The sequence below is a fragment of the Romboutsia sp. 1001216sp1 genome (assembly GCF_039841805.1).
In the GTDB taxonomy this organism is placed as follows: domain Bacteria; phylum Bacillota; class Clostridia; order Peptostreptococcales; family Peptostreptococcaceae; genus Romboutsia_C; species Romboutsia_C hominis.
Window position 1 is genome coordinate 92,875 of the sequence record NZ_JBDPHA010000009.1, and the last position, 17,300, is coordinate 110,174.

19 protein-coding genes are annotated in these 17,300 nt (G+C 29.5%); all 19 read right to left on the reverse strand.

The window, feature by feature from the left end; genetic code table 11:
• Nucleotides 1-13 precede the first annotated feature (13 nt).
• Nucleotides 14-463: a 50S ribosomal protein L9 gene (gene rplI, locus ABHC41_RS10250; protein WP_092921657.1), complete on the reverse strand. Its 450-nt coding sequence runs from the start codon at nt 461-463 to the stop codon at nt 14-16.
• Nucleotides 464-2,458 carry a DHH family phosphoesterase gene (locus ABHC41_RS10255; protein ID WP_092921659.1) on the reverse strand — a complete coding sequence of 665 codons (1,995 nt, stop codon included), beginning with the start codon at nt 2,456-2,458 and terminating at the stop codon, nt 464-466. It abuts the gene before it with no gap.
• A gap of 11 nt (nt 2,459-2,469) precedes the next feature.
• Nucleotides 2,470-3,426: a DUF2232 domain-containing protein gene (locus tag ABHC41_RS10260; RefSeq protein ID WP_195238415.1), complete on the reverse strand. Its 957-nt coding sequence runs from the start codon at nt 3,424-3,426 to the stop codon at nt 2,470-2,472.
• Between the two features lie 7 nt (nt 3,427-3,433).
• Complete coding sequence (locus ABHC41_RS10265) at nt 3,434-3,754, reverse strand: MazG-like family protein (protein ID WP_092921663.1); 321 nt, start codon at nt 3,752-3,754, stop codon at nt 3,434-3,436.
• A gap of 93 nt (nt 3,755-3,847) precedes the next feature.
• Nucleotides 3,848-4,075, reverse strand: coding sequence for a 30S ribosomal protein S18 (gene rpsR / locus ABHC41_RS10270; RefSeq protein ID WP_092921665.1), 228 nt, complete (start codon nt 4,073-4,075; stop codon nt 3,848-3,850).
• 16 nt (nt 4,076-4,091) lie between these two features.
• Nucleotides 4,092-4,541 carry a single-stranded DNA-binding protein gene (gene ssb, locus ABHC41_RS10275; RefSeq protein WP_092921667.1) on the reverse strand — a complete coding sequence of 150 codons (450 nt, stop codon included), beginning with the start codon at nt 4,539-4,541 and terminating at the stop codon, nt 4,092-4,094.
• A gap of 34 nt (nt 4,542-4,575) precedes the next feature.
• Nucleotides 4,576-4,854 carry a 30S ribosomal protein S6 gene (rpsF, locus tag ABHC41_RS10280; RefSeq protein ID WP_092921669.1) on the reverse strand — a complete coding sequence of 93 codons (279 nt, stop codon included), beginning with the start codon at nt 4,852-4,854 and terminating at the stop codon, nt 4,576-4,578.
• Between the two features lie 271 nt (nt 4,855-5,125).
• Nucleotides 5,126-6,328, reverse strand: coding sequence for a PLP-dependent aminotransferase family protein (locus tag ABHC41_RS10285; protein WP_271893705.1), 1,203 nt, complete (start codon nt 6,326-6,328; stop codon nt 5,126-5,128).
• Between the two features lie 98 nt (nt 6,329-6,426).
• Complete coding sequence (locus tag ABHC41_RS10290) at nt 6,427-6,615, reverse strand: DUF951 domain-containing protein (protein ID WP_166506165.1); 189 nt, start codon at nt 6,613-6,615, stop codon at nt 6,427-6,429.
• Nucleotides 6,616-6,630: 15 nt separating this feature from the next.
• On the reverse strand, nt 6,631-6,894 hold the full coding sequence (locus ABHC41_RS10295) for a DUF3343 domain-containing protein (RefSeq protein WP_195238419.1): 264 nt from the start codon (nt 6,892-6,894) through the stop codon (nt 6,631-6,633).
• Between the two features lie 87 nt (nt 6,895-6,981).
• Entirely contained in the window at nt 6,982-7,572 is a 591-nt protein-coding gene (yedF, locus tag ABHC41_RS10300; RefSeq protein WP_195238421.1) for a sulfurtransferase-like selenium metabolism protein YedF, read from the reverse strand.
• Nucleotides 7,573-7,819: 247 nt separating this feature from the next.
• Nucleotides 7,820-9,112, reverse strand: coding sequence for a helix-turn-helix domain-containing protein (locus ABHC41_RS10305; RefSeq protein ID WP_195238422.1), 1,293 nt, complete (start codon nt 9,110-9,112; stop codon nt 7,820-7,822).
• A gap of 248 nt (nt 9,113-9,360) precedes the next feature.
• Entirely contained in the window at nt 9,361-10,503 is a 1,143-nt protein-coding gene (locus tag ABHC41_RS10310; protein WP_195238423.1) for an aminotransferase class V-fold PLP-dependent enzyme, read from the reverse strand.
• A gap of 20 nt (nt 10,504-10,523) precedes the next feature.
• Nucleotides 10,524-11,399 carry a ParB/RepB/Spo0J family partition protein gene (locus ABHC41_RS10315; protein WP_195238424.1) on the reverse strand — a complete coding sequence of 292 codons (876 nt, stop codon included), beginning with the start codon at nt 11,397-11,399 and terminating at the stop codon, nt 10,524-10,526.
• Nucleotide 11,400: 1 nt separating this feature from the next.
• Nucleotides 11,401-12,174, reverse strand: a complete 774-nt coding sequence (locus ABHC41_RS10320; RefSeq protein ID WP_195238425.1) for an AAA family ATPase — start codon at nt 12,172-12,174, stop codon at nt 11,401-11,403.
• 105 nt (nt 12,175-12,279) lie between these two features.
• Nucleotides 12,280-13,065, reverse strand: a complete 786-nt coding sequence (gene noc, locus ABHC41_RS10325) for a nucleoid occlusion protein (protein ID WP_092921687.1) — start codon at nt 13,063-13,065, stop codon at nt 12,280-12,282.
• A gap of 157 nt (nt 13,066-13,222) precedes the next feature.
• Complete coding sequence (gene rsmG, locus ABHC41_RS10330; RefSeq protein WP_092921689.1) at nt 13,223-13,942, reverse strand: 16S rRNA (guanine(527)-N(7))-methyltransferase RsmG; 720 nt, start codon at nt 13,940-13,942, stop codon at nt 13,223-13,225.
• Entirely contained in the window at nt 13,935-15,830 is a 1,896-nt protein-coding gene (gene mnmG, locus ABHC41_RS10335; RefSeq protein ID WP_092921691.1) for a tRNA uridine-5-carboxymethylaminomethyl(34) synthesis enzyme MnmG, read from the reverse strand. Before mnmG ends, rsmG begins: the two co-directional genes overlap by 8 nt.
• An 82-nt stretch (nt 15,831-15,912) precedes the next feature.
• Nucleotides 15,913-17,292 (reverse strand): tRNA uridine-5-carboxymethylaminomethyl(34) synthesis GTPase MnmE, encoded by a 1,380-nt coding sequence (gene mnmE, locus ABHC41_RS10340; RefSeq protein ID WP_092921693.1) that lies wholly within the window; start codon nt 17,290-17,292, stop codon nt 15,913-15,915.
• Between the last annotated feature and the right edge of the window lie 8 nt (nt 17,293-17,300).

The following is a 17,300-nucleotide window of genomic DNA, read 5'->3' on the forward strand; positions in this document are numbered from 1 at the left end:
TCAAGTGTCTTTTCTATTGTTTCTCTTTTACATCTACTCTCATTTTAGTAGTTACTTTTTGATGTATCTTTATCTCAACGAATCTTGAACCTAAAGCTCTTATTGGTTCATCTAAGTGTATTTTTCTCTTATCTACTTCTATAGAATGTTGTTTTTTTATTTGTTCTGCTATATCTTTAGATGTTATTGATCCAAATAATCTTCCACCATCACCAGCTTTAGTATATATAACAACGTTTAATTCTTCCATTTTCTTTCCTAATTCTACTGCTGCTTCGTACTCTTTTTGAGCTTTTATCTCTTCAGATTTCTTCTTTTCACCTAATTCTTTTACTGCTGTATTATCTGCTACAACTGCTAATTTCTTTTTAAGTAAGAAGTTTCTTGCGTATCCATCACTTACTTCTTTTACTTCACCTTTTTTACCAGTTCCTTTAACGTCTTTTAATAAAATAACTTTCATCTATTTCTCCTCCTTTATGCATTCGTCAATTATATCTTGTACCATTGAATATGCAGTTTTTAATGAAACACCTTCTAATTGAGCACCTGCTATATCTTTGTGCCCTCCTCCGCCTAGTTTTTCCATAAGAACATGTACATTGGTTTCTCCTAATGATCTAGCACTTATGAATATTTTATCATCTTTTTTACCTAGAACAAATGATGCTTCAACTTCCTTTATATTTAATAATTCATCTGCTGCTTGTGCTATTACTATATTTATGTTATCTGCTACTCTTTCTGTATAAGCTAAACAGATTTTTCCATAAACTATCTTAGCACTTTGTATGATTTCAGCCTTAGTTATAAAATCACTTATGTCTGAGTTAAATAGCTTTTTGACTTCTACAGTATCTGCACCTACTTTTTTAAGATACGATGCAGCTTCAAATGTTCTTACCCCTGTTTTGAAGGCGAAGTTTTTAGTATCTAGAGTTATACCAGCTAATAAACCTTCTGCAGTTAATTTATTTATCTTTACATTATCTTCCATGTATTGGACTAGCTCAGTTACCATCTCACACGTAGATGATACGTATATTTCATGGAATAAAAGTACTGTATCATTTATAAATTCAACGCCTCTTCTGTGGTGGTCTATCACTACAATTTTGTCAGATATACCTAATAGTTCATTACATTCTGTAAAATTAGGTCTATGGGTATCAACAACTACCACAAGTGTATTTCTCGTGCAACTTCTTATAGCTTCTTCGCTATCTATAAATATTCCATCATAATAATCTGAAGATTCTATTCTATCTACAAATATATCTATTGATTCATTTGTACTATCTAGCACTATATTAGCATTTTTACCGCAAGATTTACATATATCATATATTCCAACTGCCGAACCCAGAGCATCCATATCAGGATATTTGTGTCCCATTATATATACATGATCACTTTCTAATATAATTTCTCTTAGTGCATGACCTATTAATCTTGATTTTACTTTTGTAGTTTTTTCTACTGCTTTAGATTTTCCACCGTAGAATACTGACTTATCTTTAGTTTTTATAACAGCTTGATCTCCACCTCTACCTAAAGCTAAATCAAGAGCTCCAGACGCCAATTTTAGATTTTCATTTATGGAATCTCCATCTACACCTATCCCCATACTTATAGTAACAGGTAATGTATTTCCATAGTCTATTTCTCTTATTTTATCTAGTACAGAAAACTTTTCACTTTCTAGTTTTTTAAGTTCTTTTTTGTTCATAACTAAGAAAAATTTATCTTTTGATGTTCTTTTTAATGCTGACTTAGATGCATTTTCTAAATTAGAAAGAATTCTTTCTATTTCAACGTTTATCATTGGTCTTTTATCCTCTGATGCACTTTTTAATACGTCATCATATCCATCAACCTGAATCAACATCATAGAATTTTTCTCATCTTCATGCTTTTGTTGTAAATTTAGATAATCTGTCTTATCTAACCAATATAACATCATTAGATATTTTGCATTTTTTTCTTGATCATTTTTTACAACATTGTATACTACAGTATAATCTCTGTCTTTATACTTTACATCTGTGTACATTTCTTTATTTTCATTTAAAACTTTTCTAAGATCTAGATTCTTTACTATATCATCAATGTTTTCACCTAATAAATCTTGTGTTTCCGTCATCTGATGGAATTTATTATTGTACCAAGATATTTTTCCATCAAATTCTAATATACAAAGTGGAATAGGTAAATTCATTATTGCTTTTTTTGTTGTTTCATCTATATCTAAAGATAGATTTTGAATGTAATTATTCCATTCCTTCCTTCTAATATTAGTAGTTTTCCAGTTGTGGAAAACTATATATAAGAAAATAAGGAAAAATAAGCAACCTACATAAAAATCATATAAAAGTAGTGCTGTACTTGCTACACCTATAATTAATATGTATATATTATTTTCTGGCATATTAATTTTCAAGGCTGGTTTGTTCCTCATTACTTCCCTCCTTACGCAGATTTATAGCTTCTTACCTTTCTAAAATCTATTACACTATCTAACATCCCTAAGAAAGATATACCCATAAATCCGAATATATATAGGATTAATCCTGATATAAGTATATTTTTTATTTGACTAGCTTTAAACCAATTTCTTAGGTAATATACAGAAACTGCTATTCCCTGAGCCATAAACATAAAATTAAAAACTAGTTGAAGATTCATTATGATTAAATCACCATGAAAATTTAAGCCTAACATATCAATTAAGAAAACTAGTATGTATAGCATAAGTGACACCATTACTGGATTTCCCGGTAAATAAAAATCTCTAAATTTAGGCATTTCTAAATTTACCATTCTTATTCTTTTTAATATAAATGCCTCAATGTAGTACGTAACAAATGCTAATATTATCCCCTGTAAAAATAGCATTGTAGGTAAAAGATTTTGTGCAAAGGTGATTACATCTTCTACTTTTAATCCACTACTTACATCCACACCTGCATCACCTAAAATTTGAAGCTGAACACTTACAGCTTCCTTCATACCATTCATAAAGTTATCTAATAAATTAGTTTTGAACACCATATTTGCTATAGTATAGAAAATTATAGTTGAAATTATAACTATAATTGTACCTGCATATATAGGTTCAAACTTATTTTCTTGACCTTTTTTTATGTTTTGTCTTGCAACACTACCTATAACTATCCCAGGAAGTACACTCATAATACTAATACTTACAGCATATGTTATATCTACACCAAATATAAGTATTAAAAAAGTAACTATCAAAGATAATATTGAGTTCTTATTGTTACCTATAGTTCCTATTATTGCATAAGGTACTGGTATTAAGAAACTCAGCACACTTAATATAGGCACATATGCTGTTACTAGAGCTAATAATATTCCCAGCGTAACTATCATCGATACTTGTGATAGTTTTACTTTATTATTCAAATTAGATTCACTCCTTATTATCTATATGTTTTTTGAGTTCAGATAACTCACCATACCATCTTTCTATACTATGATTCTCATTTATTCCTAGTTTTATCTTTTCTTTTATTTTATAATCCATTTCGTTAAAACTAATTCCCAATCTTTTTGCTAAAAGGTATGTTATCATTATAATATTTGCTAAAGTATCTTGTAATGCCTCATCTAAAGGCTTTACTCCTTTAAACATTAAGTTGAACAAATCCCCTACGCTCATTAACAACTCTGTTTTCATCCATTCCATTATTTTAACGTTTCTTGCTATATCGGAATTCCTATCTAATCTCACAGTTGCCCCCTCCTTAATATATAAATATTATATCATAAATCATAGTAGATTTAACTAGAATAACAAAAAAACGAGCCATAAGGCTCGTCCTTCTTATTCTACAGTGTATGGTAAAAGTGCTATGTTTCTAGCTCTCTTTATAGCAACTGTTAATTCTCTTTGATGCTTAGCGCATGTTCCAGATATTCTTCTTGGTAATATTTTACCTCTCTCAGTTACATATTTTTGTAATCTTTGAGTGTTTTTGTAATCTATCTTAACGTCTTTTGAAGCACAGAATTGACAAACTCTTCTCTTCTTACGTCTCTTCTTGTTTATCATAACATTTCCCTCCTTTTTAGAATGGTATATCGTCGTCATCTATAGCTTGGAAACCTTGAGGGTCTAATCCTTGTGGTTCGAACGTAGGCTCGAAACTAGGTTCAAATCCTGTTTGACTTCCTTTATTATACGAATTTTCCGATTTATTTCTACTATCTAAGAACTGTACTCTGTTAGCATTAACTCTAAACGCTCTTCTGTTTTCTCCAGCTTGGTTTTGATATACATCCACTCTTATTGAGCCTTGTACAGCTACTAAACTTCCTTTACCGATATAGTTAGCGCAATTCTCTGCAGATTTACCCCAAACTTGTATATCTATAAAATCAGTTTCTCTCTTACCATCTTTGCCTGAGAATTCTCTATCAATAGCTATTGAGAAATTAGCAACAGGAGTTCCACTTCCTGCGATGTATCTTAACTCTGGGTCTCTTGTTAATCTACCCACTAAAACAACATGGTTCATAATAACACCGCCTTTTACATAATAAAACTAGTCATTAAGCAGCAACTATCATGTGTCTTATTACGTTTTCGTTTATCTTTAAGTTTCTATCTAATTCTTTTGGTAATTCAACACCAGCACTGAAGTTTACTAATACATAGTGACCTTCGTTGAACTTAGCTATTGGGTAAGCTAATTTTCTAGTTCCCCATACATCAACGTTAGCTACTTCACCATCAGTAGATATAACTTCCTTAACTTTGTTAAGTACAGCTTCTCTAGTTTCTTCATCAGCATTTGGCTTTACTACGAAAACTAATTCATAATTTCTCATTATCTTTTCACCTCCCTTTGGACTTAACGGCTCTACTTCGTAGAGCAGAGAAATGAGATTCAAATCTCATACTTACACATTTTATCATTACTAAAGATAATTGTCAATTTATATTTCCTCATATATTATGGTAAATTTTTTTGTTTTTAATACGTATATATTAAATTATGATGGATAATACTATTTATATATAGCCCCCATAACTTAAATATATTTCATCCCAATCTCCCATAAAAAAGAGTGACCGCAGGTCACTCTTTTTTTATGCTATCTATGCGTTTGCTTCTACTTCCATATGTTTCTTTAAAACTTTACCTAATCTCTTGATTCCCTCAACTATTTTCTCATCTGTAGATGTTGAGTAATTTAATCTAAAACAATTTTCTTTTCCACCATTAGGGAAGAATGATCCCCCTGGAACATATGCAACATTATTTGCTATACAATCTTCCATTATAACTCTTGAGTCTAAATGTTTTGGTAGTTCTACCCATGTGAATAGCCCACCTTCTGGATGAGTATACTCTAAACCTTCTGGGAATTCTTCTTTAATAGTTTTTAACATAAGGTCTCTACGTCTTTTATAAACCTCTTTTAATTTTTCAACATGTTTATCTAAATCATATAATTCTATGTATTTACTAACTTCTCTTTGAGATATACTAGATGCTTGTAGGTCTGCTCCTTGTTTGACGAATATAAATTTGCTTAATATTTCATGAGATGCGCATGTCCAGCCTATTCTATATCCTGGACAGAATATTTTTGAAAAGCTTCCTAAATATATTACCAATCCTTTGTTATCCATTGATTTTAAAGATGGTAATGTATCACCTTCGAATCTTAATTCACCGTATGGGTTATCCTCTATTACTGGTATTTCATATTTATTTATAATTTCCATGAACTTTTTACGTCTTTCCATTGGCCAAGTTCTTCCTGTTGGGTTTTGGAAATCTGGTATTACATATATCATTTTCACTCTATCAGTTGTTTCTAGTATTTTTTCTAACTCTTCCATTATCATTCCATCTTTATCTGTTGGAACTTCTATGAATTTTGGTAAATATGCTTTAAAAGCATTTAATGCTCCTAAGTAAGATGGACTTTCACATAAAACTATGTCACCTTCGTCTAAGAAAACTTTCCCTGCAAAGTCTAATCCTTGTTGTGAACCATTAGTTATTAATATATCATCCTTTGTTACATTAGTTTTAGCTTTACTATTCATTCTATCAGCTATATGTTCTCTTAAAGGAGTATAACCTTCAGTTGTAGAATATTGAAGAGCTGATCTTCCATCCTCTTCTAAAACCATAGTCGAAATCTTTTTCATTTCCTCTATTGGGAATAATTCTGGAGCAGGTAATCCTCCAGCGAAAGATATAACTTCTGGTTTTTCCGTCAACTTTAAAAGCTCACGTATTTCTGATCCTTTTAATCCTGCCATTCTCTTTGCAAATTTAACTGCCATAATTAAAGCACCCCCTGAAATTGTTTACCCTGTACTTTAATTATAGCAATGCCAAATTTGATTCGATACTCTCTTTGAAATTTTCTGAATTTTCTATTTTATTCTTTAGTAATTATCTTTTTTACTCTTTTTTCAAAAGTTTCTCTGTCTAGCATTATTTCTCTAGAGCATTTAGTGCATTTTATCTTTACATCCATACCAACTCTAGTTATTTCAAATTCTTTATTTCCACAAGGATGTTGTTTTTTCATTTCAACAACATCTCCTATCTTAATACTTATAGGCATTTAAAATCACTCCTTTTAAACTATCTCTGTTGCTTCTTTTTTACCATTTTCTAATTTAGTTATTTTATATATCCCCTTATATTCTACATCACTTTCTCTTAAAGTTTCTTTTACCTTTTCTATATCATTGTATAAGAATCTTATTGAAATCCCACAGCTAGCCGTTATCTCTCTTGGTGTAGGCAGTGTTGTACATACTATTTCCTTTTCTTTTAATAACTTCTCTGTTCTTATTGCATGATGTGTTGAGTTAAATGATACTATATACATTTCATTCATTGTTTTTCCTCTTTCTAATCTAGTTATTATAGATATTATTTTATATAAATAAGGCTACATATACAATATGTAACCTTATTATGTCCATTATATAGATATAGTTTGTAGTGAGTTGTTCATTACTTCTACAATATTATACATATTAGTAACTGTACCTACTTTTAATGATTCTTTTAAGTTGTAATAATCTAAACATGTACCACAAGATAGTATTTCAACTCCATTATTTTCTAGTATTTTTAAGTTTTCTACTGTAGCTTCATTTACTGTTGTAAGTTTTACTCCTGAATTAACAAATACTATGTGCTTTGGATATGGCTTAGTTTCTGTCAAAGTATATATATATCCTTTTATAAGAACTTCTCCTAGTTCATCATTTCCTTGTCCCATTTTATCTGAAGATATAAATATACACTTATTATCTAAATCAACCTTCGTATCTTCTTCTATTTTTACATTTTCACCTTTTGTTATTTCGACTACTATTAAATCTTCTTCTTCTCTTAAAACACTACTTTCGCAATTAGATGACTTTGATAGTTTTATTATATTTTCTTTTGCCATTGTATTGTCTACTGTGACTCTTATAACTCCATTTTCTAATTTATCTAATTCTTTCTTTGTATTTATTACTGGTTTTGGACAAGCTAGTCCTCTTGCATCTATTTCTATTAACATAATATCCTCTCCTTACATATTCCTTAAAATAATTCTATCATATATGTAAATTTAAACGTTATAGATTATTTCTATACAATTACTTATCAGATTAATTTTAATTATAAGAAATTTATTTCTTTGATTTTATTTAAATAGACGGTAAATTTTCAAATTGATTCTCTTGTAATCCAACTTCAAGATAAATATATTATAAACCTTTTAAAAATAAAACAGATATAGCGTATGCTATATCTGTTTTATTTTTCTATATTATTTCTAAATTTTTATATAAAGCTACCCCTTTGTGGTAGTACTCTAATTCTTTTTCCTTTGATATATTTGAATATAATTCTCCTAATTCAATATATAATTCAGCTAAAGTTTTAGTATCTCCTAATTCAGATACTATATTTGCACACTTATATAGATATTCTATCGCTGATGTATTTTCATTTTGTGCTTTGTGTATCTTAGAATACAACTTTAAAGCTTTATATTCATTACACTTATTTTTTGATTTTATAGCTAATGCTAGTGCTACTTTACAATACTTTTTAGCTTCTTCAAAATCTTTATTTTCAATATATGCATCTACTATTTTAGATAAACTCTTTATAGTTATCTTGTCTTCACTATTTTTATTTATATCATAGGCTTTTTGAGAATACTCTAAAACCTTATCTATATTTCCTAGGTTTTTATATATATCAGATATTCTCAGATAAACATTTGCTATTCCTGATTTATTTTCTTCTTCCTCCAATAACTCTAATGCCCTTTTAAAACATTCCTTAGAATCATCATACTTTCCAACTTTTAAGAAATTATTGGCCTTTAATAACAACATATCTATTTCATCTTTTATATTGTTTTGCATCTCTATATCACTAATCTTATTTATATAGTATAAAGACTTTTCAGAGTCATTTAACTTCATGTAAGAGTATGCCAGATTACTATACAAATCTTTATGAATATCCATATCCTCGATTTGCCCTTCTGTTAGTAAGTCCTCTGCAAATCCTAGATGTGTTATAGCACCTTTGAAAAATGCTTCTTGTATATATACTTTTCCTATATTCAAATAACATCTAAATATATTTTCTTTATCATTATCTTTTATGAAATAATACAAAGCTTTTTCTAAATTTCCAACTACAAGATTATAGTCTTCTTTTTTTATATTTATCGTTCCTAATAAAAAATTGCATTTTGCATAATTATCTATTAAATTATAATTTTTACATATATTTAAAATTTCATTTATTAATTCTTCCGCTTTTTCAAGTTCTCCTCTTTTTATATGAATTTCACTTTGAAGAATTAAGTTATCTGTTATCCTTCTAGATTGCATTTCTTTAGTTTCTAGTAAATAGTCTACACTTACTTCTAACTTTTGTGATAAGTAATCTAATAACTCATGACTTGTATGAGACTTATCTCTCTCTATATGGCTTATTTGAGCTGCTGTTATTCTATCTCCAGCTAACTCTTTTAATGTCATATTTTTTTCTTTTCTCAGTTTCTTAATTTTCTCTCCTAAGCTTAGAATGTCCATACTAAAATTCCCCCTTGAAACCATTTTCTTATAAGATGATTATAACTTAAATTTATATTAAAAACACTATGTATTTTGTAATATTTTACCTATTTATGTAGGTTTAATCAAATTTATTTTTAGTTTTTTGTTAATATAAATCAAATTTAACTTTTATTTCAATTTATATATTTTAAAATTTACCTATATACTTCCATAAAAAAAGATGTCTTAAAATAATTATTTTAAGACATCCTCATTTTTATCTTTTAGTTATTTTTAGAAATTTCTTTTAAAGCCTCTACAGCTTTATCTATTTCTTCTTTAGTATTGAAGTACCCTAAGCTAAATCTAACTGCACCTTGCTCTAGGGTTCCTAAAGTTTTATGAGCTAATGGAGCGCAGTGTATACCAGATCTAGTGGCTATATCATATTCACTATCTAGTATAAAAGTTATTTCTCCAGAATCCATATCTCCAATATTTATCGCTATAACTGCTGCTCTTTTTTTACTATCTTTAGTTCCATATATCTTTATATTAGGAATTTCTTCTAATTTATCTAACATATACTGACATAATTCTTCTTCATGTAGTCTTATATCATCTATACCTTTTTCTAATATAAACTTTACTCCTTCATTTAATCCTGCTATGCCAGGAGTATTGTGTGTTCCAGATTCATATCTATCAGGAACTATTTCGGGTTGGAATAAATCTTCTGATTTACTTCCTGTTCCACCTTCTTTTAAAATATCTACACTAAGACCTTCTCTTATATATAAGATACCTGTTCCTTGAGGTCCAAGCAAGCATTTATGGCCTGGAGCTGCTATCATATCTACATTCATATCTTTTACATCAATAGAATACACTCCCGCTGTTTGTGATGCATCTACTAAGTATAATATATTATTTTCTTTAGCTATCTCCCCTACGGCTTTTATATCTACTAAAGTTCCTACTACATTTGATGCATGAGTAGTTACTATTAATTTTGTATTTGGTTTTATTGCATTTTTTATATCATTTACGTCTAAGAAACCTTCTTTATCACAGTTAACTATTGTATTTGAAATTCCTCTTGCTTCTAGGGATTTTATTGGTCTTATTACAGAATTATGCTCCATACTTGTTGTTATTATATGGTCGCCTTCTTTTACAACACCTTTTATAGCTAAATTTAATGAATCAGTAGCATTATTTGTAAATATTATATTCATAGGGTTATCTATATTAAATAACTTTGCTATATTTTCTCTTGCGTCATAAATCTCTCTTGCTGCCCTCATAGCCATTTTATGTCCAGCTCTTCCTGGATTAGCACAGTAGTTTTTCATACAATCCATTATAGAATCATAAACTTGCTCTGGTTTAGGGTATGTAGTTGCAGCATTGTCTAAGTAAATCATATAAGTTTCCTCACTTTACATTAATTATCTTCAAGCATCATTGATAAAATATTATTTAATTCTTCATCATTATAATATTCTATCTCTATTTTTCCCTTTTTCTTCCCTTTTGATATATTTACTTTTGTTCCAAATATATTCATAAGTTTTTCTTCTACATCAACTATAAATATATCCTTCTCTTTTATTTTCTTTGGTACTTCTTTTGTATTATTTTCTGCAATAGTTTTAACTAAATTTTCAGTTGCTCTAACTGAAAGCTCTTCTTCTATAACTCTCTTTGCTAGTTCTTCTTGTAATTCTTTATCTGATATTCTAAGTAATGCCTTACCATGACCAGCTGTCATTTGACCACTTTCTATCATCTTCATTACTGCTTCACCAAGATTTAATAACCTTAAAGTATTTGTTATATGTGGTCTACTCTTTCCTACTGCTTCTGATATTTCTTCTTGAGTAACTTTATAGTGATCTATTAATCCTTTATAGGCTAAAGCTTCTTCAATAGAGTTTAAATCTTCTCTTTGTAAGTTCTCTATCAAAGCTATCTCCATTATATCTTTCATTGGTATATCTTTAATAACAACAGGAACTTCTTTTAATTTTGCCATCTTAGATGCTCTGTATCTTCTTTCTCCTGCTATTATCATATATTTGCCATTTTTATCTGGCTTTACTACTATTGGTTGTAATACTCCATAGTTTTTTATAGATTCTGATAATACTTGTATTTTCTCTTCATCAAACACTTTTCTTGGCTGAGTTTCATTAGGATATATATTCTTTAATTCTATACTTATTATATCTTTGCTATCTATTCCTTCTTTAATTTCTGGAATTAAGGCACTAAGACCTCTTCCTAATCTATTTGTTCTTTTAGACGATTTTTTTTCCATATTATATTATATCCTCCTCTAAATCTATGAACTCTTCTGCTAAGTCCATGTATGCCTCTGCTCCCCTGCATCTTGCATCATAATATATAACTGGCTTTCCATGACTAGGTGCTTCTGCCAATCTAACATTTCTAGGAATTAATGTAGTATATACACTTCCCTTGAAATACCTTTTTACCTCTTCAACTACCTGTATTGATAAATTAGCTCTTCCATCAAACATACTAAGGACTACTCCTTGTATTTCTATATGTGGATTAAGTCTAGACTTAACTAGCTTTATAGTTTCCATAAGCTGACTTACACCTTCTAGTGCATAATATTCACACTGTATTGGTATTAATACACTATCTACTGCTGTAAGACAGTTTATAGTTAACATTCCTAATGAAGGAGGACAATCTATAAATATATAATCATAATCTTTTCTTACACATTCTATAGCATTTTTTAATACATATTCTCTTTTATCCATATTAGTAAGCTCTATTTCTGCTCCTGATAACTCAGTTGCTGAAGCAATAGTGTCTACATTGTCAAACTCTGTAGGTAAAATTGCCTCTCTTATATCTACACTATCTAACATTACTTCATATATAGTGTTTTCTACCTCTTGTTTCTCTATTCCATATCCACTAGTTGTATTTCCTTGTGGATCTAAATCTAGTACTAGTACTTTTTTACCCATCTTTCCTATACTTGCACTTAAATTTACATTAGTTGTAGTTTTTCCTACTCCACCCTTTTGGTTAAAAACTGCTATAACTTTTCCCACAAGATTTCCCCCCTTGTTTCTTCTAAAATTCACTTTTCTAAAATTTATAGTATAAAATTTTTAATTCCAATTTTGATAAAAAAAGGCTACTGCCAAGCAGTAACCTTACTTTTTAGGAATTTTTACAACAACCTCCATATAATCGCCCTTATCTACTTCGTTATATTTAGCCTCAATTCCTGTTCCTATTATAGCATCGAAGGCTTGCTTCATAGTATTTAAGTATATTCTTATAGCCATTGAACTCTTTACATTTTGCTTTTTCTCTGGCTCTTCAGTTTCTTGTAAATCTTCTAATATATCCTTTATCAACTTTTCTGTTTTCTTTACAGTTAGCTCATTCTTTATTATTTTATCTAAGACATCCTTCATTAACTCTTCATTTGGTAACTTAAGCAATGCTCTTGCATGTCTTTCTGTTAGGTTATTTTCTACTAATTTTATTTTTATATCACTTGGCAATCTTAGTATTCTAAGTTTGTTAGCTATAGTAGATTGATTCTTTCCTAACTTTTCTGCTAGTTGCTGCTGTGTAAAATCATGTTCTTTTATTAAATTTTCATACCCCATAGCCTCTTCTATAAAATTTAAATCTTCTCTTTGTAAATTTTCTAGCAGTGCTAATACAGCAGAATATTCGTCAGACATGTTATTTATAATAGCCGGTATTACTGTTAAATTTGCCAATTTAGCCGCTCTAAATCTTCTTTCTCCAGCAATTAATTCATACTTTTCATCTTTAACTCTAACTGTTATTGGTTGAAGTATTCCATAAACTCTTATAGAGTTGCTTAACTCCTCTAATGCTGACTGTGAAAATACTTTTCTTGGTTGATATGGATTTGGAACTATATTTTCTATAGGTATCTCCACAACTCTTTTTTCTTCCATAACATCCCTCTCTTATTAGATATAAATATATTTGAATTTCATTATTTACTTACAAATTAATACTGCATTAGATACATATGAGTATACTATTTCTGCATGTAATTATATAATCCTTCTATTTTGTTTTATTTTTAATATATTTTTAATATACCTATCTCTATTTTATAGGACTTTTTGCAGGTTTACCCGCTTTTCTAGGGTATTTTTCTGGAGTATTTCTTACTTTTTTGAAAACTAATATATTATGGTCTAAATCAGTTTCTGGAAGCTCTACATCTATTTTTTCAATAAATTCTAATCCTAAAACATCCATAGCAGCTTTTGACTCTTCTAGCTCTAAGTTTGCATTAGGTCCTTTTAAACACACAAAATATCCTCCAACTTTAACAAATGGTACACAAAATTCCATAAGTATAGGTAATCCAGCCACAGCTCTTGCTGTTGCTATATCATATTGTTCTCTATATTGTTCTGACTTACCGAAATCTTCTGCTCTACCGTGTATAAACTCCATATTAGTTAAACCTAAGGTATTACTAACTTCTTTTAAGAAGTTTATTCTTTTGTTTAATGAATCTAAAAGAGTTACATTAGCATTTTCTAAGCATATCTTTAATGGTAATCCTGGAAAACCTGCACCTGTACCAACATCTATTATAGACATTCCATCTTTTATGTATCCATTAACTACAGCTGAAACAGAGTCCAAGAAGTGCTTTATATACACTTCTTTTTCCTCTTCTATTCCAGTAAGGTTCATCTTTTGATTCCAGTCGACTAGTATCTCTCTATAAACCTTGAAATCATTTAGCATTTTATCGCTTGGTTCTATTCCAAAATCCTTTAGACCTTGTCTTAGCATTTCCGTATTATTCATCTTTTCCCCCTCTAGTTCTTCTCATTTGCTCTAAGTATATAAGAAGTACTGATATATCAGCTGGTGAAACCCCTGATATACGAGATGCTTGACCTATTGAAACTGGCTTTATATCATTAAGTTTTTGTCTTGCTTCTATTCTTAAACCATCTATAGTTGAATAGTCTATAGTTTCTGGTAACTTTTTATTTTCAAGCTTTTTAAATTGCTCTATTTGCTTTAATTGCTTGTCTATATATCCTTCATATTTTGTCATTATTACACATTGTTCTTTCACTTCATAATGAACATCTTCTCCAGCACCTTTTCCTATAGCTTCAATTAAGTCATAGTTAACCTCTGGACGCTTTAAAAATTCATATAAAGATAATCCTACTTTTATTTCAGATGCTCCCATTTCTGCTAAAAGGTGATTTACTTCTTTAGGAGTAACTCTTTCTGTTTTTAATCTCTCTAATTCTTTTTCTATCTCAGCTTTCTTATCTAAGAATCTATTGTATCTGCTTTCTGTAACTAACCCTAAGTCATATCCTTTTTGAGTAAGTCTCATGTCTGCATTATCTTGTCTTAAGTATAATCTATACTCTGATCTAGATGTCATCATTCTATAAGGTTCGTTTGTTCCTTTAGTAACTAAATCATCTATTAAAACACCTATATAAGCTTCTGATCTATCAAGTACAAATGGCTCTCTTCCTTGTATTTTACATGCTGCATTTATACCAGCTATAAGACCTTGTGCTGCTGCCTCTTCATATCCTGAAGTACCGTTAAATTGTCCCGCACTAAATAAGTTTTCAACACCCTTTATTTCAAGTGTTATTTTTAATTGAGTAGGATCTATACAATCATATTCTATTGCATAAGCAGGTCTCATTATCTTAGCATTTTCAAGTCCTTGAATACTTTTATACATTTGTAATTGTACTTCATAAGGTAAACTAGTTGATATCCCTTGGATATACATCTCTTTTGTTTCTCTACCTTCTGGCTCTATAAATATTTGATGAGATTCCTTATCACTAAATCTAACAACTTTATCTTCTATAGATGGGCAGTATCTTGCTCCTGTACTTTTCGCCTGTCCACTATACATTGCTGTTCTACTTAAGTTACTTGTTATTATTTCATGAGTTTTTGTGTTTGTTCTTGTTAAATAACAAGGCTCTTGATCTATATTTATTTCATCACTTAAGAAAGAGAATGGAGTTATTCTTTTGTCACCCTCTTGGATTTCCATCTTAGTGAAATCTATACTATCTCTATGAATTCTAGCAGGAGTTCCTGTTTTGAATCTTCTCATATTTAATCCTAAATCCACTAGATTATCTGTTAAATGCTTTGAATAACCTAATGCATTAGGTCCTTCATTAATAGTTAATTCTCCTATGAATATCTTAGAATTTAAGTAAACTCCTGTTGCTAATATTACAGCTTTAGCTTCATATTGACATCCAAGTTTAGTAACTACTCCAGTAACAGTTTGACCTTCATGTAATATATCTACTACTTCATCCATTACTATATCTATATTAGGTTCATTTTCTAAAGTAGCTTTCATTTCTGTATGATATCTAAATTTATCCGCTTGTCCTCTTAGAGAGTGAACAGCTGGTCCTTTTGCAGTATTTAACATTCTACTTTGTATAAGTGTTTTATCTGCATTTACACCCATTTCACCACCTAAAGCATCTATTTCTTTTACTAATTGACCTTTACCTGTTCCTCCAACTGATGGGTTACATGGCATTAGTGCAATAGAGTCTAACGACATAGTTACTACTAGTGTTTTATGTCCCATTCTGGCAGTTGCTAAAGCAGCTTCACATCCGGCATGACCTGCTCCAACTACTATTACATCATATTTTCCTGCTTTGAAATCTATCATGTCAGTATCCTTTCTACGTTTATATTTATGTTTCACGAAAAACTTTTTTATAATTGCTTATCTACATTTTATATTATACACTTTATTTTCCGATACAGAAGTTACTAAATATAGTATCTAATAGGTCTTCTTTTACTGTGTCTCCATTTATATAACCTAGATAATCCCATATATTCTTGAAATCAACCTCTATAAAATCATATGGAAGGAATGTATCTATTGCATTTATAGCATCATTTATAGATTCATATGATTTTAATAATGCATCTTTGTGTCTAGAATTAGTTATTACTAAGCTAGATGAATTCTTAACACTGCCTTTATAAACCATAGATTCTATTTTATCATATAATTCTTCAATTCCTTCATGTTTTAATGCTGATGTTCTTATTATATTTTCTTCTTTTACATACTTAGCTAGTACATCTTCTTCTATTTTAGGTTCTAAATCTGTTTTATTTAATATAACTATAGTCTTCTTATTTTCTAGGTTTTCTAGTATTTCTATATCTTCATCAGAAAGATTTCTCGATGAATCTAATACCATTATAACTAAGTCTGCACTATTAAATGATTCTCTTGATTTTTCTACACCTATTTTTTCTACAACATCTTCTGTTTCTCTTATACCTGCTGTATCTACTATTTTTAAAGGTATACCTTTTATATTTACGAATTCTTCTATAACGTCTCTAGTTGTTCCTGGTATATCTGTAACTATAGCTCTATTTTCACCTAATATAGAGTTAAGTAATGAAGATTTCCCAACATTTGGTTTACCAACTATTACTGTCTTAAGTCCGTCTCTAAGTATTTTACCACTTTCAGCCGTATCATATAATTTTTTAATTTCTATTCTTATTTCTTCAGCTTTTTCTTTAAGAGTTTGATATGTTATTTCTTCTATATCTTCCTCTGAAAAATCTATAGCAACTTCTAAGTGTGCTAATACTTCTGTTACTTTTCCTCTTAATTCTTTTATCTTACTTGATAAAGAACCTTCTAGCTGATTTTGAGCTACTTGATGAGCCATATCAGTTTTAGCTTTTATTACATCTATTATTGCTTCTGCTTGAGATAAATCTATTCTTCCATTTAAAAATGCTCTTTTTGTAAATTCTCCAGGTTCAGCTATTCTTACATCTTTAGATAATATAAGCTCTAATATTTTCTTTACTGAAATAAATCCTCCGTGGCAGTTTATTTCTATAACATCCTCTGCAGTATATGAGTTTGGCCCTTTCATATAAGCTAATAAAACTTCATCTATAACATCTTCACCGTCTACTATATTTCCGTATATTAAAGTTCTAGTTTTATATTCACTTATTGTTTTTCCTGACATAGATCTAAATATTTCATCTGCTACTTTCAGTGCTTTTTGACCACTAATTCTTACTATACCTATACCACCTTCACCTGGTGCTGTTGCAATTGCTGCTATAGTATCATCTATAAACAAATTAATCA